The 16,981-nt window shown below is 59.1% G+C and carries 17 protein-coding genes; 9 read left to right on the top strand and 8 right to left on the bottom strand.

Features of this window, described 5'->3' with window-relative positions:
- Position 1: 1 nt before the first annotated feature.
- The 3 genes from IE089_RS12605 to IE089_RS12595 all read right to left on the bottom strand — a co-directional run bounded on the left by IE089_RS12605 (position 2) and on the right by IE089_RS12595 (position 2,143).
- Positions 2-262, bottom strand: coding sequence for a polyhydroxyalkanoic acid system family protein (locus tag IE089_RS12605; RefSeq protein WP_229802747.1), 261 nt, complete (start codon positions 260-262; stop codon positions 2-4).
- A 53-nt stretch (positions 263-315) separates the two neighbouring features.
- Entirely contained in the window at positions 316-1,191 is an 876-nt protein-coding gene (locus IE089_RS12600; RefSeq protein WP_189478153.1) for a DMT family transporter, read from the bottom strand.
- Between the two features lie 82 nt (positions 1,192-1,273).
- Positions 1,274-2,143, bottom strand: coding sequence for a TIGR03619 family F420-dependent LLM class oxidoreductase (locus IE089_RS12595; RefSeq protein WP_189478152.1), 870 nt, complete (start codon positions 2,141-2,143; stop codon positions 1,274-1,276).
- A 250-nt stretch (positions 2,144-2,393) separates the two neighbouring features.
- Here IE089_RS12595 and hslO point away from each other — a divergent pair, with 250 nt between their 5' ends.
- The 5 genes from hslO to IE089_RS12570 all read left to right on the top strand — a co-directional run bounded on the left by hslO (position 2,394) and on the right by IE089_RS12570 (position 8,037).
- Positions 2,394-3,281 carry an Hsp33 family molecular chaperone HslO gene (gene hslO / locus IE089_RS12590; protein ID WP_189478151.1) on the top strand — a complete coding sequence of 296 codons (888 nt, stop codon included), beginning with the start codon at positions 2,394-2,396 and terminating at the stop codon, positions 3,279-3,281.
- A 175-nt stretch (positions 3,282-3,456) separates the two neighbouring features.
- Entirely contained in the window at positions 3,457-5,013 is a 1,557-nt protein-coding gene (locus IE089_RS12585; protein ID WP_189478150.1) for a phosphoenolpyruvate carboxykinase, read from the top strand.
- 190 nt (positions 5,014-5,203) lie between these two features.
- Complete coding sequence (locus tag IE089_RS12580; RefSeq protein WP_229802746.1) at positions 5,204-5,659, top strand: FecR family protein; 456 nt, start codon at positions 5,204-5,206, stop codon at positions 5,657-5,659.
- Positions 5,660-5,662: 3 nt separating this feature from the next.
- A complete protein-coding gene (locus IE089_RS12575; protein WP_189478148.1) occupies positions 5,663-6,277 on the top strand; it encodes an OmpA family protein in 615 nt (204 codons plus the stop codon).
- A gap of 17 nt (positions 6,278-6,294) precedes the next feature.
- Positions 6,295-8,037 carry a CHASE2 domain-containing protein gene (locus IE089_RS12570; RefSeq protein WP_189478147.1) on the top strand — a complete coding sequence of 581 codons (1,743 nt, stop codon included), beginning with the start codon at positions 6,295-6,297 and terminating at the stop codon, positions 8,035-8,037.
- On the opposite strand, the gene IE089_RS12565 is transcribed toward IE089_RS12570, so the two are convergent.
- Together IE089_RS12565 and IE089_RS12560 are read right to left on the bottom strand one after the other, a co-directional pair.
- On the bottom strand, positions 8,034-11,147 hold the full coding sequence (locus IE089_RS12565; RefSeq protein WP_189478146.1) for an efflux RND transporter permease subunit: 3,114 nt from the start codon (positions 11,145-11,147) through the stop codon (positions 8,034-8,036). The genes IE089_RS12570 and IE089_RS12565 overlap by 4 nt on opposite strands.
- Positions 11,148-11,149: 2 nt before the next feature.
- Positions 11,150-12,349, bottom strand: a complete 1,200-nt coding sequence (locus IE089_RS12560; RefSeq protein WP_189478145.1) for an efflux RND transporter periplasmic adaptor subunit — start codon at positions 12,347-12,349, stop codon at positions 11,150-11,152.
- 335 nt (positions 12,350-12,684) lie between these two features.
- Here IE089_RS12560 and IE089_RS12555 point away from each other — a divergent pair, with 335 nt between their 5' ends.
- The 3 genes from IE089_RS12555 to IE089_RS12545 all read left to right on the top strand — a co-directional run bounded on the left by IE089_RS12555 (position 12,685) and on the right by IE089_RS12545 (position 14,568).
- Complete coding sequence (locus tag IE089_RS12555) at positions 12,685-13,209, top strand: hypothetical protein (protein ID WP_189478144.1); 525 nt, start codon at positions 12,685-12,687, stop codon at positions 13,207-13,209.
- Between the two features lie 175 nt (positions 13,210-13,384).
- Complete coding sequence (locus IE089_RS12550) at positions 13,385-13,906, top strand: phasin family protein (protein ID WP_189478143.1); 522 nt, start codon at positions 13,385-13,387, stop codon at positions 13,904-13,906.
- An 8-nt stretch (positions 13,907-13,914) separates the two neighbouring features.
- Positions 13,915-14,568: a TetR/AcrR family transcriptional regulator gene (locus IE089_RS12545; protein ID WP_189478142.1), complete on the top strand. Its 654-nt coding sequence runs from the start codon at positions 13,915-13,917 to the stop codon at positions 14,566-14,568.
- Positions 14,569-14,588: 20 nt separating this feature from the next.
- On the opposite strand, the gene IE089_RS12540 is transcribed toward IE089_RS12545, so the two are convergent.
- Positions 14,589-15,239: a class I SAM-dependent methyltransferase gene (locus IE089_RS12540; protein ID WP_189478141.1), complete on the bottom strand. Its 651-nt coding sequence runs from the start codon at positions 15,237-15,239 to the stop codon at positions 14,589-14,591.
- A 48-nt stretch (positions 15,240-15,287) separates the two neighbouring features.
- Here IE089_RS12540 and IE089_RS12535 point away from each other — a divergent pair, with 48 nt between their 5' ends.
- A complete protein-coding gene (locus tag IE089_RS12535; protein WP_189478140.1) occupies positions 15,288-15,767 on the top strand; it encodes a peroxiredoxin in 480 nt (159 codons plus the stop codon).
- Here the strand turns inward: IE089_RS12535 and IE089_RS12530 are convergent.
- Positions 15,764-16,369 carry an SRPBCC family protein gene (locus tag IE089_RS12530; RefSeq protein WP_189478139.1) on the bottom strand — a complete coding sequence of 202 codons (606 nt, stop codon included), beginning with the start codon at positions 16,367-16,369 and terminating at the stop codon, positions 15,764-15,766. The two genes, IE089_RS12535 and IE089_RS12530, sit on opposite strands and share 4 nt — an antisense overlap.
- Positions 16,366-16,977, bottom strand: a complete 612-nt coding sequence (locus IE089_RS12525; RefSeq protein WP_189478138.1) for a paraquat-inducible protein A — start codon at positions 16,975-16,977, stop codon at positions 16,366-16,368. The genes IE089_RS12530 and IE089_RS12525 overlap by 4 nt, the downstream gene beginning before the upstream one ends.
- Between the last annotated feature and the right edge of the window lie 4 nt (positions 16,978-16,981).

Genomic DNA, 16,981 nt, shown 5'->3' with positions numbered 1-16,981 from the left:
CTTAGGTGATGTATTCGTCCAGATAACGGCGCACTTCGTTCTCCAACACACCCTTGAACGCCGAAGCGAGCAATCCCAGGCGCACGGATACGTCGACGACGCCCCCCTCAAAACTGAGTTCGCCGTCTACACCTGCGCCCTTGATGCGCACGCTATCTCCCTGCCAGCGCGCCTTCACACCGTGCTGCTGCTCCAGCGTGGCGGCCAGGCCCTGCGCGGCTTCGCGCAGCTCTTCAACGGGCATTGTGTAGGGTTTGCTCACTCTGAATCCGGCCATTCGCGCTGCTCAATGCCTCTTGTTTTTTGCAGTATATGTCAGCTACGGGGACTGCGCATGACCAGCCAGTTACCGAACAGCACTAGGCATAAACCCAGGAAGCTGGGCAGCGTCCATTGGTAGCCCTCGATCAGAGTGGACAGCATGAGCGCAACGATCGGGAACAGCAGGTTGGAGTAGGAAGCCCTGTCGGCCCCAATTTGACCGATCAGCGTGAGGTAGGCCCAGAAGGCAATCACGGAGCCAAATACCGACAGATACAGCAGCGAGCCGATGTACTCGGGCGTCAGCACCAGGCGGATTTCATGACCCATCGCAAACGCCGCCGCGTAGAGCACCAGCGAGCCGTACACCATGCCCCAGGCATTCGACGTCAACACGGGCAACTGACGCTTATGGTGCCTGGCGGCCACGAGATTGCCGCAAGATGCAAAGCAGGTACCGGCCAGACACAGCAACAAGGCGCGAAAGTTTGCATCACTGAGGTCCAGCGCTTCCAGTTCGGGTAAGAACACACCTGCCATGCCCACCATACCGATGATGCCACCCACGGCTACCCCGGCATTCATGCGCGCCCCCAGGAAAACCGCACCTCCCAGCATGTTCAGAATCACCATGCTGGAGAACACCACCGCCACCAGACCGCTGGCGAGCTGCTGGGTGGCGGTGTAAATGAAGACGTAGTTGATGCAGAACAGGCACAGTCCCTGCAACAGGACAAACGCGTGGTCGCGCAGCGCCATTCGCACGCGCTGGCGTCGCAGGACTAGCCAGGCGAACACCAGGGCGCCTGCCAGGGCGAAACGATGAGCGATTGAAACCAGTGGGGAAGCGTCACCCAGCTGATAGGTGATGGCGAGCCAGGTGGAACCCCAAATCAGGACCGTCAGTACATACAGTGCGGAATTGTTCATCGCCGGGGATTCATCCGACCCTGCTCACAAGGCCGCGCACTGTAGCATAGAGCGCCGGCAGAAGCGCCGGCGCGCAGCAGCCTTATCCCTGCTTGATGAACTCGCCTGCGTACCACTGCATCATCTGCAGCTTTTGCTCCAGCGTGTGGTCGGGCTCCAGCTCATACACGTTGCGGAAGGCAATAATGACATCAGTGACGCCGATGGCCTCAAGCTCCTCGATACCTTCTTTGGTGAAAGCATTCTGTCCGGTGGTAAACACTCGGAAAGGTCGGTCGGCGGTGCCGTATTCATCGCGCAGCTCATTAATGCGGCGGATATAGGCGGTAAGCTGCTCCATGTCTGCACCGGCACACATCCAGCCGTCGCCCACTCGCGCAGCACGCTTCAAAGCAGGCTCTGCATGCCCGCCGATCAGGATGGGGGTTTTCTCGGTGGGCACCGGGCACATTTTATTCGCGGGCATATTGTGAATCTCGCCCTCGTACCCAAAGAACTCACCTGACTCCAGCCCGCGAAGGATATCGATTTGCTCATCAAATCGCTTTCCGCGCTTCTCCCAGGGCACGTCGCACACCGCGAAGTCTTCTTCCCACGGGCTGATCCCCACACCGAAATCAAACCGGTTGCCGGACAGCTGCTGGATGCTCTGCACCTGCTTTGCCACCACTGGGGCCTGGCGAACCGCCAGCTTATAAACAAAGGTGGCAAATCGGATGTGCTCAGTCACAGCGGCCATCGCAGAGACTGCGATCAAGCTTTCCAGGAAAGGTACGCTCTCCAGAAACTCGCGACTGCCATCGGCGTTATAGGGGTATTTGGAGCTGCACTCCTTGGGGTAACAGATGCTGTCGGGAATGGTAATCCCGTCGAAGCCAGCTTCCTCAGCGGCCTTGGCTAAGGGCAGATAGTGCTCTGCGACACTCATCCCCACCTGATAATTGAAACGCATGGAATTCTCCTGCACTGTGCTTGGGTGTGGGACTTATACGTCATACGCTGCCTGATCGGGCCAAGTGCCCGACTTCTGTCGGGCAAATCAGCCCACTTGGCATTAAATGCTGAACCTCTAACCCTCGTTTAACGGCCAATGACCCATCAACTATCCGGCTTTCGCCAGTGGTCACACGCCGGTCTATTGATTCCCCGAGCGAATAGCCAACATCACCCGCGCTCGCGCGGTGATGCTTTACAATGCGCGCATGACTGACATCACCCCCATAGACAACGACCTTTCCCGCCGTTTCCTGTTCGAGCAGGCCGATATCCGCGGCGAGACTGCGCACCTGGAGCAGGTGCTCAGCGATGTGTTGGAGAGCCACCAGTACGCGCCCGGTGTGCAGGTGTTATTGGGCGAGTTTCTGGCGGCCTCGGTGCTGTTGAGCACAACCCTTAAGTTTGAGGGAACGTTGGTATTGCAGGCGCGCAGCGAGGGCCAGGTGCCATTGGTCATGGCCGAATGCAACAGTGAGCTGACCGTGCGCGCCATCGCGCGCGGCGCGCAGGAGGCTACCGCCTCGGATTTCGATCAGTTGCTCAGTGAGGGGCAGCTGGCGATTACCATCGACCCGGTGAAGGGCCAGCGCTACCAGGGAATTGTCCCGCTGGTGGGTGGCAGCCTTGCCAGCAGTCTGGACGCCTATTTTGAGCAATCCGAACAGCTACACACCCGTTTCTGGTTGCGCAGCGACGGCCAGCGTGCCGCCGGCCTGTTACTGCAGCAGCTGCCGGCCCAGTTGGTGACCGATGCCTGTGAGCGAGAGGAACAGTGGGCACATATCTGCACACTGGCCGCCACCGTTCAGGACGAAGAGCTGCTTGAGCTGGCTGCCGAGCGCATGCTCTACCGCCTGTTTCACGAGGACCCAGTGCGCCTGTTCCAGCCACGCGGCATACGATTTTCCTGTACCTGCTCGCGGGAACGTACCCTCAATGCGCTGTCATCCATCAGCGTTGATGAGATCGAGGATATCCTGCGCGAACAGGGCAGCGTGACCATGGATTGTGAGTTTTGTAACCAGCGGTATGTGTTCCAGAAAGAGGACCTGGCCGCACTGCTGGAACGGGGTGAAGACCCCACATTGCACTAGCGAGAACGCTGGTGGATTTTTAACCCCTGCCAGTTCGCTTCGCTCAGCGATTCTGACATAATGCACGCCCTCCGCCGCAGCCAGATCGGCGGTATGACGGGCCTTGGCACCCTATGTGAATGAACCGGCAACCGCTAAATCGAACTTTCGCCGACCACAGGACTACGAGTACATCATGACCGCGAACACCCCCAGCCCCCAGGAACACGTCGATCTGGGATCTGCCCAGCTTGTTGAGCAAGCACTCACCCGAGAAGAGGGCATTTTGTCGGACACCGGCGCCCTGTTGGTTACCACTGGCAAACGCACGGGCCGCTCACCGGCGGATCGTTTCATCGTTCGCGAGCCCTCCAGCGAAGATGCCATTGAGTGGGGCAGCGTTAACCGCCCCTTCGACGCGGACAAGTTCGATGCCCTGTGGTCACGGGTCAAGGATCATCTGGCTAGCCGTGAGCGCTACGTCTCCCACCTGCACGTGGGTGAGCACTCAGACCACTACCTGCCGGTGAAGGTAACCACTGAAACAGCCTGGCAAGGCCTGTTCGGTCGCAACATGTTCATCCGGCCCAAACAATACAATGCCGGCAACAAGCCCGAGTGGAAGATCATGAACGCTGCTGGCTTCGTCTGCGACCCCGAGCGCGACGGCACCAATTCAGACGGCGTGGTTATCATCAATTTCGGCCAGCGCAAAGTACTGCTGGCAGGCATGCGTTACGCCGGTGAGATGAAAAAGGCCATGTTCTCAGTGCAGAACTTCCTGCTGCCTGAGAAAGACGTCATGTCCATGCATTGCAGCGCCAATGTTGGCGAAGACGGCGACACCACCCTGTTTTTCGGCCTCTCTGGCACGGGTAAAACAACCCTGTCTGCTGACCCCAGCCGCTACCTTATCGGTGACGACGAGCACGGTTGGGCCAAGGGCTCTGTGTTCAACATCGAGGGCGGCTGTTACGCCAAGACCATCGATCTGAGCCAAAAGAATGAGCCCGTGATCTGGGACGCCATCCGCTTCGGCTCAATTATCGAAAACGTGGTGCTGGATGACACTCGCCACGCCGACTACTGCGACACCAGCCTGACGGAGAATGGCCGCTGCTGTTATCCGCTGGAACACGTGGCCAAGCGCACGGAAGCCAACGCCGGCGGCGAGCCCAAGTGCGTTATCTTCCTGACCTGTGACGTCTCCGGGGTTCTGCCCCCGGTATCCATACTGTCCAAAGAAGCGGCAGCCTTCCACTTCCTCAGTGGCTACACAGCGCGCGTTGGCTCCACCGAACTCGGTGCCGAGGCCGGCATTCACCCCACGTTTTCTACCTGCTTCGGCGCACCCTTTATGCCGCGTCCTGCCGGCGATTACGCCGAGCTGCTGATGAAACGCGTTGAAGACTTTGGCAGTCAGGTCTACCTGATCAACACCGGCTGGACCGGAGGCTCAGGCGCCCCGGGCGGCACGGGGGCACGCTTCCCCATCCCGGTGACTCGCGCTGTTGTCGCCGCGGCACAGAGCGGTGCCCTGCTCAATGCACCGACCCAGCATCTGGATATCCTCAACCTGGACTTCCCGACTGAGATTCCCGGTGTCGATGCCAAGTACGTGGACCCCCGCGCCAGCTGGGGTGACGAAAGCGCCTATGACGAGCAGGCCAGCAAGCTGGCACAGCTGTTCCAGGAAAACATCACCAAGTTCGATGTTTCCCAGGCCATCGTGGACGCCGGCCCTAAAGCCTGACCCGATATCCTACCGGTGCGGCAACACGCCGCGCCGGTCACTTGCCCCCGCGCAAACCAGCCTCTGCGGCTCAGTTCACGCGACACGCACGCTCCATCCACCAAGCAACCACCGATTTGTTCCCCTTCGCCTCACACTAGGTCTGCAAGGCGTCTACACTGATGGCTAGCACTCAATGGGAGAACCTAGCTTGAAGGCCCTTACACAACTGCTCTTCGCCCTGCTCGCCGTGATTGCCCTGCAACCCTGGAGCAGCGCATTCGCCGCCGATGCCGCCGGTACGATCAAGACCAGCCGGGGAGATGCCCATATCCTGCGCAACGATACCCGTCTCCCTGCCCAGGTTGGCAGCACGCTCTCGACCAGTGATCGCATTATCACCGGTGCCACCGGCGCTGTGGGTATCACCCTGAAGGACAACACGCGACTCACCGCTGGGCCCAACACAACCTTGGACTTGAATACCTTTCGTTTCGACAAGACCACCCACAAGGGTGCATTGGATGCGACAGTACAGCGAGGATCGCTTGCGGTGATCTCCGGCAAGATCGCCAAGGCCAGTCCCGATGGTGTGCAGTTCCATACACCCACCGTGACCCTTGGCGTCCGAGGTACCGAGTTCATCATTGAAGCAGGGGTGCAGTAAACCATGTGGGGAGCACTACTGATTCCGATTGTGGCCTGGCAAATCGTAGAACTGTTCACGCCCGAAGAGATACCGGATACCGTAGCCGATAAGGTGATCCTGCTGCCCGATGCCGACGGCAGCGTTGGCGAGGTTGTGGTACGCAGTGCTACCGGTGAGCAAACCTTGAGCAGCGCCTACGGTGCACTGGAAGTCACCGCCAGCGGCACGCTGGAGAGTACGACTGAAACGGCGGCATCTGTGCGCGCCGCCTATGGCAATGTACTGGACGCACAACCGCCGGAGCCGGTATCGCTCACCGTCTACTTTGAGGCAGGATCATCCACCGAGCTGACCGCCACCTCACTGCAGACAATAGATCGCTTGAAAGCCGTTCTGGCAGACCGGCCAGCACCCGAAATCCTGGTGATCGGCCACACGGATACCGTGGGTGATCTGGAAGACAATGACAGCCTCTCCAGGGCGCGAGCCCAAACCGTGGTCGACGTTATCAGTGCGACCGGGGTAGACGCGGCGTCCCTGGAAGCCAGCGGAAGGGGCGAACGTGAACTACTGGTGCCCACCGCTGACAAAGTGAGTGAGCCGCGTAATCGACGGGTGGAGATCAACATCCGCTAGCCGCACTGGAAACCGGTATGAAACCGCTGTTACAGACCTTACGTGCGCTGCTCACTTTCCAAAAGGGCAGACCCGTGGCCGTGCTTATTCTGCTCTGGACCTGCAGCCTGTCGGTGCTGTCGGAGCTGACTCTGCCTGGCGGCATCAGCCAGTACTCAGGTCTCTTCACCCGGCCATTCAGTAGCGGACGGCAACTGCTGTTTGATGGCTACCAGAAATCCAGTCCCAGGGAACGACAGTCTCAGCCCGTCACCATTGTGGCCATCGACGAGGCGAGCCTGGCCGCCATCGGTCAGTGGCCATGGCCCAGGGATCAACTGGCTGAGTTGATTAATGCCATTGGCGCATACCAACCCGCTGCCGTGGGGCTGGATATGTACATGCCCGAGTATGACCAGACGTCACCGGACAAGGTGGCAGCGGCGTTGCCGCCGGCAACCGACCCAGCGATTGCGGAAGCCCTGTCCAAGCTGCCGCAACACGAGGCGTTGCTGGCTGAGGCGCTGTTTAACACGCCCTCGGTATTGGGGGCCGCTGGCTTTGATTTTGAGACCTACACTACCCGCAGCGGCTTGGTGACCACCCCTGTCGTCGAACAGGGACACAGCAGTCAGCCCCATGTGCGTCATTTCCCCGCCGTGCTGGCCAGCTTGCCGGAACTGCAGTCTGCTGCCTGGGGTCAGGCCATTCTCAGCGTGGATCTGGATTTTGGGGTTGTTCGCCGCATACCGCTAATCAGCAGCATTGGCGACACGCTGGTGCCCGGGCTCGCCATGGAGATGTTCCGTGTGGCCACAGGCTCGGAGGCGGTCATTGCCACCGCTGATGAACGCGGCGTGACATCGGTATCAGTGGCTGATCTCGCCGTACCCACCCAGCCTGGGGGCGATGTATGGCTGCACTTCGCCGAGGCGGCCACCTCCAGTGGACGCTACCTCTCTGCCGCCAAACTATTGTCTGGTGAGGCTGATCCGGAGTTACTCGCTGGCAAACTGGTGCTACTGGGGCTCACGGGCTTTGGCCTGAATGACATGCGCACAACAGCGCTGGGGGAGCTGGTGCCCGGCATCGAGATACAGGCACAACTCATCGAATCCCTATTCGATGGCCGTTTCATACAGCGACCCTGGTGGATAAAGTGGACCGAGATAGGCGGGATACTGTCGCTGGGTTTGCTGCTGGTCTGGTTCATTCCAAGGACCGAGTCACCGCTGGCGCATTTTCTGCAAACCGTGCCACGGGCCTACCTGTGGATCACACTGGGCTTAAACGCGGCGCTTGCAGGGTTAGGGCTGCTGGCCTTCATACATCTGGGCCTCCTGTTTGACGTGGCGTCCACCTTCATCATTTTTTCCGCCGTCATCGGCAGCCTGGTTTCCAGCGCCCTGATCGAATTGGACAAGGTATCGAAGGCACGTGAAGCCGAGGCGCAGGCGCGAAAAGAAGAGCGTTTGCGTATCTCAGGCCTATTACAGAGCGCGACATTGACGAGTACCCATGGCTCAGAACTGCAGTCGCCGTGGCTAAAACACCGCCTTCAGCAAGACCAAGCGTTGCAGGCAGAGTTTCAGTTGCTGGATACATCACAGCAGCGGCTGGTTCATCTCTGCCTCGGGTCGACTGATGGTGCCGACGAATGCCTGCCAGCGCTGGATGAGGCGCTGGCGCATCATGCCGATACTGCTGACGCAGAGCAGCAAGATACTGCGCTACGCTTTCTAACCGCGTTATGCGACAGGGAGCCGGATAGCGCTCCCTAGATTCCGTCCATCGCGTCTGTGAGCGTTTGACGACGGCGCAAGACGTGCGTACCCACCTGCTCACCCAGCAAGTAGAGGCAGGGCACCAGCAACAGGGTTACCCCGGTCGCGAACAACACTCCGAACGCCAGGGAGATCACCATTGGAATCAGGAACTGCGCCTGCAGGCTGGTTTCGGCCATGATCGGCAACAACCCGATAAAGGTCGTGAGCGAGGTCAGGATAATAGGCCTGAACCGGTCCTGACCGCCCTGCAGCAGAGCGTCCACCAAACTGTGACCGGCCGCGCGCAATTGGTTGATGCGATCAATCAGGACAAGATTGTCATTGACCACAACACCGGCGCAGGCAATCACACCCATCAGGGAGAACATACTCACCTCCCAGCTGAGCATCATGTGCCCGAAAATAGCGCCCATGATGCCGAATGGCACGGCGGTGAGCACCAGGATCGGCTGCCAATAAGAGCGAAATGGAATTGCCATCAACGCGTAAATCACCAGCATGGACAGACCCATGTAGCGCAGCATCGCGCTCATAAACTCGGACTCTTCCTGCAACTCCCCATCCAGCGCCATGCTCAGGCCTGGATACTGTTCCTGCCACTCAGGCATTCGTGTGCGAACAATCTCGTTGACGACCTGGCGCGGATTTGAGGTTCCCTCGGCCACATCCGCACTGACCTCCAGTGTACGTTTGCGATTAAGGCGCTCGATCTCCATGTAGCTGGGCGCGTAGCGGATCTCGGCAACGGTATCAAAGGGCACCTCCCCGGCGGGGGTGCGCACTCGCATCTCACTGAGGTTCTCTACCGACAAACGTTCCTGCTCTGGGTAGCGCACCATCACCCTGACATCTTCCTTGGTGCGGGGAATCCGCTGCGCCTCGGCGCCGAAGAAGGCCTGGCGAACCTGTCGCGCCAACTCCGCCAGGGTCACTCCCAGATTCTCGGCTGCGGGTTTGAGATCCAGTACGATTTCCTCCCGCGGGGAATCCAGCGTGTCGTTAATGTTGTACACGCCGGGATAGCTGGCCAGTGCAGCACGCAGTTCGAGTGCGACATTGCGCAGGTCTTCCAACGAGGGCGATGCCAACACAAGGCGTATCGGCTTACCCCGTTCGTTCACCGTGTAGTCCAGCTGCATCTTCTTGACCGGTGCCACCTCGCCCATCAGCTCTTCCCAGCGTGCCGCCAGTTCCGCCGTATCGACGAGGTCGGATTCAGACTGCACACGCACATCAATGATGTTGTCCTCTGCCTGGGAGTCGATATGCCCAATCGGGGGACCAAACAGGTTCAAGGCAGGGTTACTGTTGTACTCGGCCTTAAGGACAACAGCGGCCGACTCAACCTGTCGCAGTATGCGCAGCGTCTCCTCAAAAGACCCTCCCTCGGGCAGCTCGATCTCGGCGCTTACGTTGTCGGCATTGATCGACGGGAAAAACCCGGTGCGCAGCCAGCCGCCCGCGTAGAAAGCCAGGCTGATCATTAACGCCACCAGAAAGACAGCAGCCACCAACATATTGGCGCGCAGGCAGCGCTCCAGAAGAGGCCGATAAACGTCTTTAGCGAGATAGCTCATCGAACTGGCGCATCGCTCGCGCAACTGCTCAAGCTTGCGCAGCGCGGCAAATCGGCTGGGCCTGGAGGGCGCCATGTGTGCCAGGTGAGGCGGCAGGATCAGAAGACACTCCACCAGAGAGAAGGTAAGCGCCAAGATCACCACAATGGGAATCGCCGCCGCCGCATTTGCCATCTCTCCCGGCATGAACAGCATGGGCACGAAGAAAATCATGGTGCTGATCACGGCAAACATCACCGGTTTGATCACGCCGCGAGTGCCGCTGAGGGCACCCTTAGCCCCGGATTCACCGGCGGTCTGACGCGCGTAGACCGACTCGCCCACAATAATCGCATCATCCACCACAATGCCCAGCACAAGCAGGAAGGCGAACAGTGAGATCATGTTGAGACTCACACCGGTGTACTGCAAGAAAAATAGCGTCCCCATAAAGGCGACGATGATCCCGGTACAGACCCACATCGCCAGCTTCGGTCGCAGAAACAGCACCAGCACAAGAAACACCAGCACCAAACCGCCGATACCGTTTTTCAGCAAGGTTTCCACCCGGCCTTTAAAGGGAATGGAGGAGTCCTGCCATACCGCAAGCTCCACGCCAGCGGGCAATCGTTTTTGCGCCTGTTCCACCCAGGCATTCACCCGCACGGAGGTCTTCAGGGTGTCCGGGTCAGAGGTCACGAACACATAGAGATTGTGTGAGGGCTTGTCGTTGAAGCGGGTGCGTACGTCCTTGTCTTCAAAGCCATCCACAATCACCGCCACGTCGCCCAACAACACCTGTGTGCCATCACGGTTGGTCAGCAAGGGAATACGCTCGAAGTCGTATCGGTTGTAGGCCTGACCGCGGGTCTGCAATTGAATATCACCGCCCTCAGCCTTAATAGCCCCGGCCGGCAGGTTCAGTGATGCGCCCTGAATGGCGGCTACCACGTCGCTAAACGTTAGACCGAAGCGGCGCAAGGTGAACTCCGACACCTCCACTGACACCTCGTAGGGTCTGGGCGACGCGATCTCCACCACCGACACGTAAGGTTGATTGGCCAGATCGTCCCGCAGCTGCTCGCCCAGCGCTTTCAACTCGCGCTCACCGAGGTTGCCGGCCAGGGAGACCACGGCCATCATGTGCCGATAGGCGATCTCCGTCACCACGGGTCGCTCGGCGTCTACGGGGAATGTGTTGATCGCATCAACCCGGGTTTTAATCTCCGCCGTGAGCCGCTGCATGTCGTAGTCGGTCTCGGCCTCAACCACCACGGTACCCGCGTTCTGGCGGGCCGTAGAGCGGATCTCCTTAATACCGCTGAGATCGTGAATGGCTTCTTCAATGCGCACATTGATCTGCTCTTCCACTTCCCGCGGCCCTGCGCCCGGGTAAGCAAGCGTGATGCTCACCCGGTTGATTTCGAACTCTGGGAAGAACTGCTTATTCAGTGCCGGCACACCGAGAAACCCACCGATCAGAAGAAATACCATCAACAGGTTGGCGGCAATCGGATTATCAATGAACCAGCGAACAGGGCCTCCCATGGTCAGTTCGCTCCCCCAGCCACTTCATTCGCATTGACCGTAACAGGGGCGCCCGCCACAGCCACGGTGGGATCGCTGACCACCACCCGCTCACCGGCACTGATACCGGTCACCCACATTTGGCGCCCGTCGCTCTGCAGCACATCCACGGGGCGCGCCTGGGCCCGCTGCTGGGCATCCACCACCATCACCGAGCCATCGGTGCGCAAGGCATTGCGTGGCAGGGTAACGACATCGGGGATTTCCCGGCCAGAGATAGTTGCGCTGACGAACAGCCCGGGCGCCAACGGCGGCCGCTCACTGCCTTCCTCTTTGGCAAACGGTCGCAGCACTTCGGCCACCGCGTACACAACGCGGCTGTTGAGGTCGATACTGGCATCGGTGCGGACAATGCGACCCTTCCAGGTCCAGAGCCGGCCGGCAAACTGGGCGTTGAGTGTGACCATTGGTACCTGTGATGCCTGGCCCTGATCGCCACTGTTGTCGTAGCTCAGCGGCAAGTCCAAGAGGGTTACCTGGCGGTCCGTCAGCGGCAGCCGAACCTGAGCAACATCCGTGGCGTACGCCCGTGCTATCACTGTCCCGGGGGCCACGTACTGACCTTCATCCACCATTTTCTCGCTGATGCGACCATTAAAGGGCGCTGAAATCGCGGTGCGCGAGAGGTTCAGGCGCGCCGAGGAGAGGTCTGCCTGCGCCGCACGAAGCGATGCCTCCGCTGCTGCTATCTGGGGTTTGCGCAGGAACAGGTCGTTGGCCTCATCTGTGCCCAGGTCCCGCCATTCGCGCTGCGCCTGTCGGGCTCGGCCGCGCTCTTCGGCCAGCACCTGTCGCGCGCTGGCCACCTGAGACTCGGCCCGGGCCATGGCGAACTCGTAATCGGCCTGCTCAATCTGTACCAGTGCTTCCTCGGCCTGAAAAAAACCACCCACTTCAAAAGCGGGTGCCCGACCCACCACCAAGCCGGCCACCTGACTGACCAGGTTGATCTCTCGCAGGGGTTCTACACTGCCCTGTGTCTCCACACTCAGTGCCTGAGGTGACGGCTGAGCAACAAGTACGTCCACCGTTGGTGGCGCCAACGCAGGGGCTACCTGCGGCTCCGGCGTGGGCTTACCCGTCAATATGCCGTAAGCCACAGCACCCCCTATAAGGACCACCGCCGTGGCACGAAACCAGTGTTTACGCCACTTGGGAGTCATATCCGCCTCTCACCTTTCACCCTTCTCATCACGTCTTACTGAAAACTGTCTATTACTCACTGCCTGCGCCAATTCGCATGCGCAGTACGCTCCCTAGCACTCGCTATGTGCTTCACACAAAAATGCCACAACAAGCCGGAGCGAACCTAGCCCACGCGGGGCTACGATTGTAGCGAGAATCTGAAATCAGCTCTGTTAAAAAGTGTATACGTTAGCCCGACCCTCACAGATGGCATCTCAGTGGCACACGACTTTAGTATGTTTATTCTAATTTTCTGGCGTAACGTTCTCTTCATCGGTGCCACGGCGCTGTTTTAACTTTCAGGAGATGACACATGGCTGAAGAGACCAAAGCAACGGCGAAGAAAGCGCCGGCCAAGAAAACCGCTGCTAAGAAGACTGCAGCCAAGAAAACTGCGCGCAAAACCACTGTTCGCAAGACGGCGGCACGTAAGACGACTGCTCGCAAAACCACTGCGCGCAAGGCTGCACCCAAGCAGAATGCGGCTGTTAAGCAGGCCGAAGAGTTTGGCGTTCAGGCGCGCGAAGCCGGTCGCAACGCATTCCTGGCCAGCCTGGGCTTCTACGGCAAGGCCTACGACCAGCTGCAAGAGCAGTTCTCCAACCTTCAGGACGAGCTGACTGCCCGTCGCAAGAAGGCTGACAAGGTTTACCAGGACCTGATCAAGCGTGGCAAGAAAGTCGAGAAAGACGCCAAAAGCGCCATCAACGACATCGAGCTGCCCAAGGTTGAACTGGATAACCTGACCGATCGCAAAGAGCTGGACAAGCAGCTCAAGAAAGCCAAGGCACGTTTCGAAGATCTGCGCGAGCAGGTTAACTTCCGCAACGCCGCTTAAGCCCATCCAGGCTCACTCATCCCCGGTTTAGGGGATTTTTCGGGGTCACATTGTGGCCCCTTTTTTATCCCAAAAGCCGCCTCGATTCCCGGTGCGCAAGTCTTTTTTTTGCCCCCTGTTCTGGTTTAATGCCAACACGCATCTGCGCAACATCCCGCGATACAACGAGCAGACAATGAAAGACGATAAAAACAAAGTAACTGATAAAGCCGGCGAGATTGCCAAGAACATCTGGCTGGCTGGCGTGGGCGCCTATGGCCGCGCCGTTGATGAAGCCCAAGACAGGCTCGGCAAAGTGGGCGGCCAGCCGCCTAAGCTATTCCGTGACCTGGTGAAAGCCGGTGCCGCTCTGGAGGAGGAGGCGCGCGAAGCCCTGCAGGCGGGGCAAACCGCCCGGGACTCCGTCGAGGAGCGCATTGGTCGCGTTCGCGAGAACTTTAATTTGCAGCGACCCGCCCGCGGCGAAGACCTGTTGGCATTGCACGAAAAGATTGATCGCCTGAGCAATAAAGTGGAGGCGCTTACCCGCGCTATGGCCGATCAGGGCGCGGTGAAACCTGCGCGCAAAAAGGCCGCAAAAAAGAAGGCGCCAGCCAAAAAAGCGGCAACCCGAAAAACTGCCGCACCCAAGAAGGGGGCCGCCAAAAAGGCCCCCGCTAAGCGCAAAGCCAGCACCGCCCGCGCCAGGAAGGGCTAACGCAACCGGTGAAAACCCGGGACCGCATTCTGGTTACCAGTCTCGCCCTGTTCAATGAGGAGGGCGAGGCCCATACGACCACCATCGACATCGCCAATGAACTGGATATCAGCCCAGGCAACCTGTACTACCACTTCAAAGGCAAAGATCAGCTCATTGCCGAGCTGTTCCACCAGTACGAAGTGGCTATCACCGGCACGTTGGCCGCCCCGCTTGAAAGCCCATTAGGCAGCGAGCGAGACTCCGTCGAAAACAACTGGTATTACCTCTACGTTGTGCTGGAAGAGATGTACCAGTACCGCTTTCTCTACCACAATCTCGACGACATCCTGCACCGTTACCCCGCTATCGAAAAACGGTTTCGCCAGCTAATTCAGCTGAAGAGAGCAGCGCTGTTTGCTATCTGCCAACGCCTCATCGAGGAGTCGGTAATCGAAACCGAGGAGCAGCAGCTGGTAAGTCTGGTCGACAATATGACCCTGGTACTCAACTACTGGCTGAACTACGCCAGGCTGCTGCACGGGGAGCGGGAGCCACAGCTCATTATTCACCAGGGCGTGCTGCAGTTGCTCACCATGGTCGCCCCCTATTTAGGTGAAGACCAAATCACCTTCTATCACGACTGCGAGAGCATCTACGCAGACATGCTGGAGCGCTACTAAACCGATAGCCGCCGGGCCGATCAGACTTGGGCTTTGAGCAGCAGCATCGCGTCATCGCCGTGAAACTGCAGTTCGGCGCCGTACTCACCAGCCCACCACTGCCAACTACTCCGGCTAAAAAAACTGATATGCGTCGGGTCGTTCTTGTAATGCCAGCCCTCAAAAGCCTCGCGGGAGCGCACCAGCTTCGTCATCACACCCAAGCACCCCCCGGGTCGCAGTTGGCGCCACAGCCCGGACAACACCTCGCCGGGCTGGCTCAGATGCTCAACAACTTCAGTGGCAGTGATAAAGTCGAACTCGCGATTCAACACGCTGCGATCATCCGCATAGAAGAGGTCATAGAGGGCCATGTTGTGCCCCGCCTCTGACAGCATTGCAGCCAGCGCAGGGCCTGGGCCGCAGCCAAAATCAAGACCCTGGCAGGCGTCGGGCAACTGCCGTACCAACGGCTGCGCCAGACGGGAGAGAAATCGGCGGTAGCTGGGATCGTCTACCCGGTTCTGGTGCAAATCGTACTCCGCGCGCTCCGCCTCCTCGCTCAGGTGAAACCGTGCGGGTACCCAGACGAGATCGCAGCGTTGGCATTGCAGGTAATCCCTGCGGCGATCACTGGCGTATGCTTCACTGTGCTCATGCGCACACAGAGGACAGGGCGATGACTGCTCCATCTGCTATGCTTCCCCGCTTCCCAAGGCCTGACTAACAAGGAGATTCCAATGACCATACAGGTTGGCGAAAACGTACCCGCGTGCACCATGAAAGTGATGGGCGACCAGGGCCCCACTGATATCACCACCGACGAGCTGTTCGCCGGTAAGAAAGTTGTACTGTTTGCGGTTCCGGGCGCCTTCACTCCCGGTTGCTCCATGACTCACCTGCCCGGCTACGTGGTCAATGCAGACAAAATCAAGGTGGCAGGTGTTGATTCCATCGTCTGTATGGCCGTGAATGACGCATTCGTGATGGATGCCTGGGGCAAGGCCCAGAACGCCGAAGAGATCATCATGCTGGCCGATGGCAACGGTGAATTCACCACAGCCCTGGGTTTGGAACTGGATGGAACGGGTTTCGGCCTGGGTCATCGCAGCCAGCGCTTCGCGATGATCGTTGAAGATGGCAAAGTCAGCCACCTCAATGTTGAGCCCGGCCCCGGCGTCGATGTGAGCTCAGCCGAGACCATGATGGCGCTGCTCTAAGCGTCGCCTGCATCGCGGGTCACTGAGACCTGCGATGCCAGTCTGGCCCGATCCGCGTCGGTAGCCGGCTTCCCCGTCTCGTAGAACGATTTCATTCCCGCGGCCACCTCGATCAGACTCTCTTCCATAGTGGGCACAATAAACTGTCGCCCGATCCAGTCGCCCAGACCACCCCAGGGCATCACAAAGCGCAAGGCCAGCTCAATCCGCGTCTTCCCTTTGCCAGCATCGAACAGCGCGTAGTCGAAGAACACAGACTCAAATGGCGCCATCGGTTTTTCACCCTCGTGCAATCGAATCGTAAAGCCACTGCCCGGTTCCCAGCGGAAAATCGTCTCTTCGATATAACCGCCGTCCATATCGTATACACGCCGGTGCGCACCGACTCCGCTGGTCGCATCCGACATAATCTCCGTGCGCGACAGTCCCGGCACGTAATTGTGTGCCAGAGAGAAATCCTGCAACAGGCTCCAGGCTGTATCGTGATCGATGTCGGCAACCACAGACACCCCAGCGCCACGCTCGGGGTTGGGTGACCCGGAGCAGCCCGTCAAGACCAGCAGCGACACACACAGGGCAAGGATTACCGGGAATTTCATCATGCAGCTCTCCGCATCAGGGTGCCTGCTGCTATCGAAAACAGGCAATAGGCAAGGAAATAATAGAAGCCGGGTTCGAGTCGCGCGTCCATAGTGAGCATGTCGCCCATCTGGCCAGCCGCGCTGCCGGCCATGTAAGAGACCAACAGCCCCATAACGAAGACATCCGCCATAGACCATTTACTCATGCCCGCGTTCAGTTGCAGCAATGCCACACGCCAGGCCGGATTGGGCAAGACCAGCGCGGCCAGCTGCAGCAGAAGTTTCAACACCGGGATAACCACGCTGAAGGTGACGATCAGTAGAGCAACCAACAGGTTGCCGCCCTGCGACAGGCTCTGCACAGTGCCCCAGATAGAGCGTGTTGTCTCATAGGCGCGCAGCTGCCCTTCAATTTGATCAAGGCCCAGTAAACTGGAAAACATCGCCAGCATTCGCCGGGTTTGAGGGTCCGCGTTTTCGCCGGCCACCAGATCCACGCCCAGCGCTGCTATCTTCGACTTGTCGATGTCGCCTGTCAGCGTCATTACCGGTTGGGTAACGCCGGGGTACAACAGGGCCAGTGATGCCAGCGCCAGCAGTAGGCAGAGGAATTTACGTTGTGCGCTCATACAG

Source organism: Parahalioglobus pacificus (assembly GCF_014652275.1).
GTDB lineage: Bacteria > Pseudomonadota > Gammaproteobacteria > Pseudomonadales > Halieaceae > Parahalioglobus > Parahalioglobus pacificus.
Note: the sequence above shows the minus strand (reverse complement) of the source record. Positions and strands in the feature narration are given on the sequence as shown.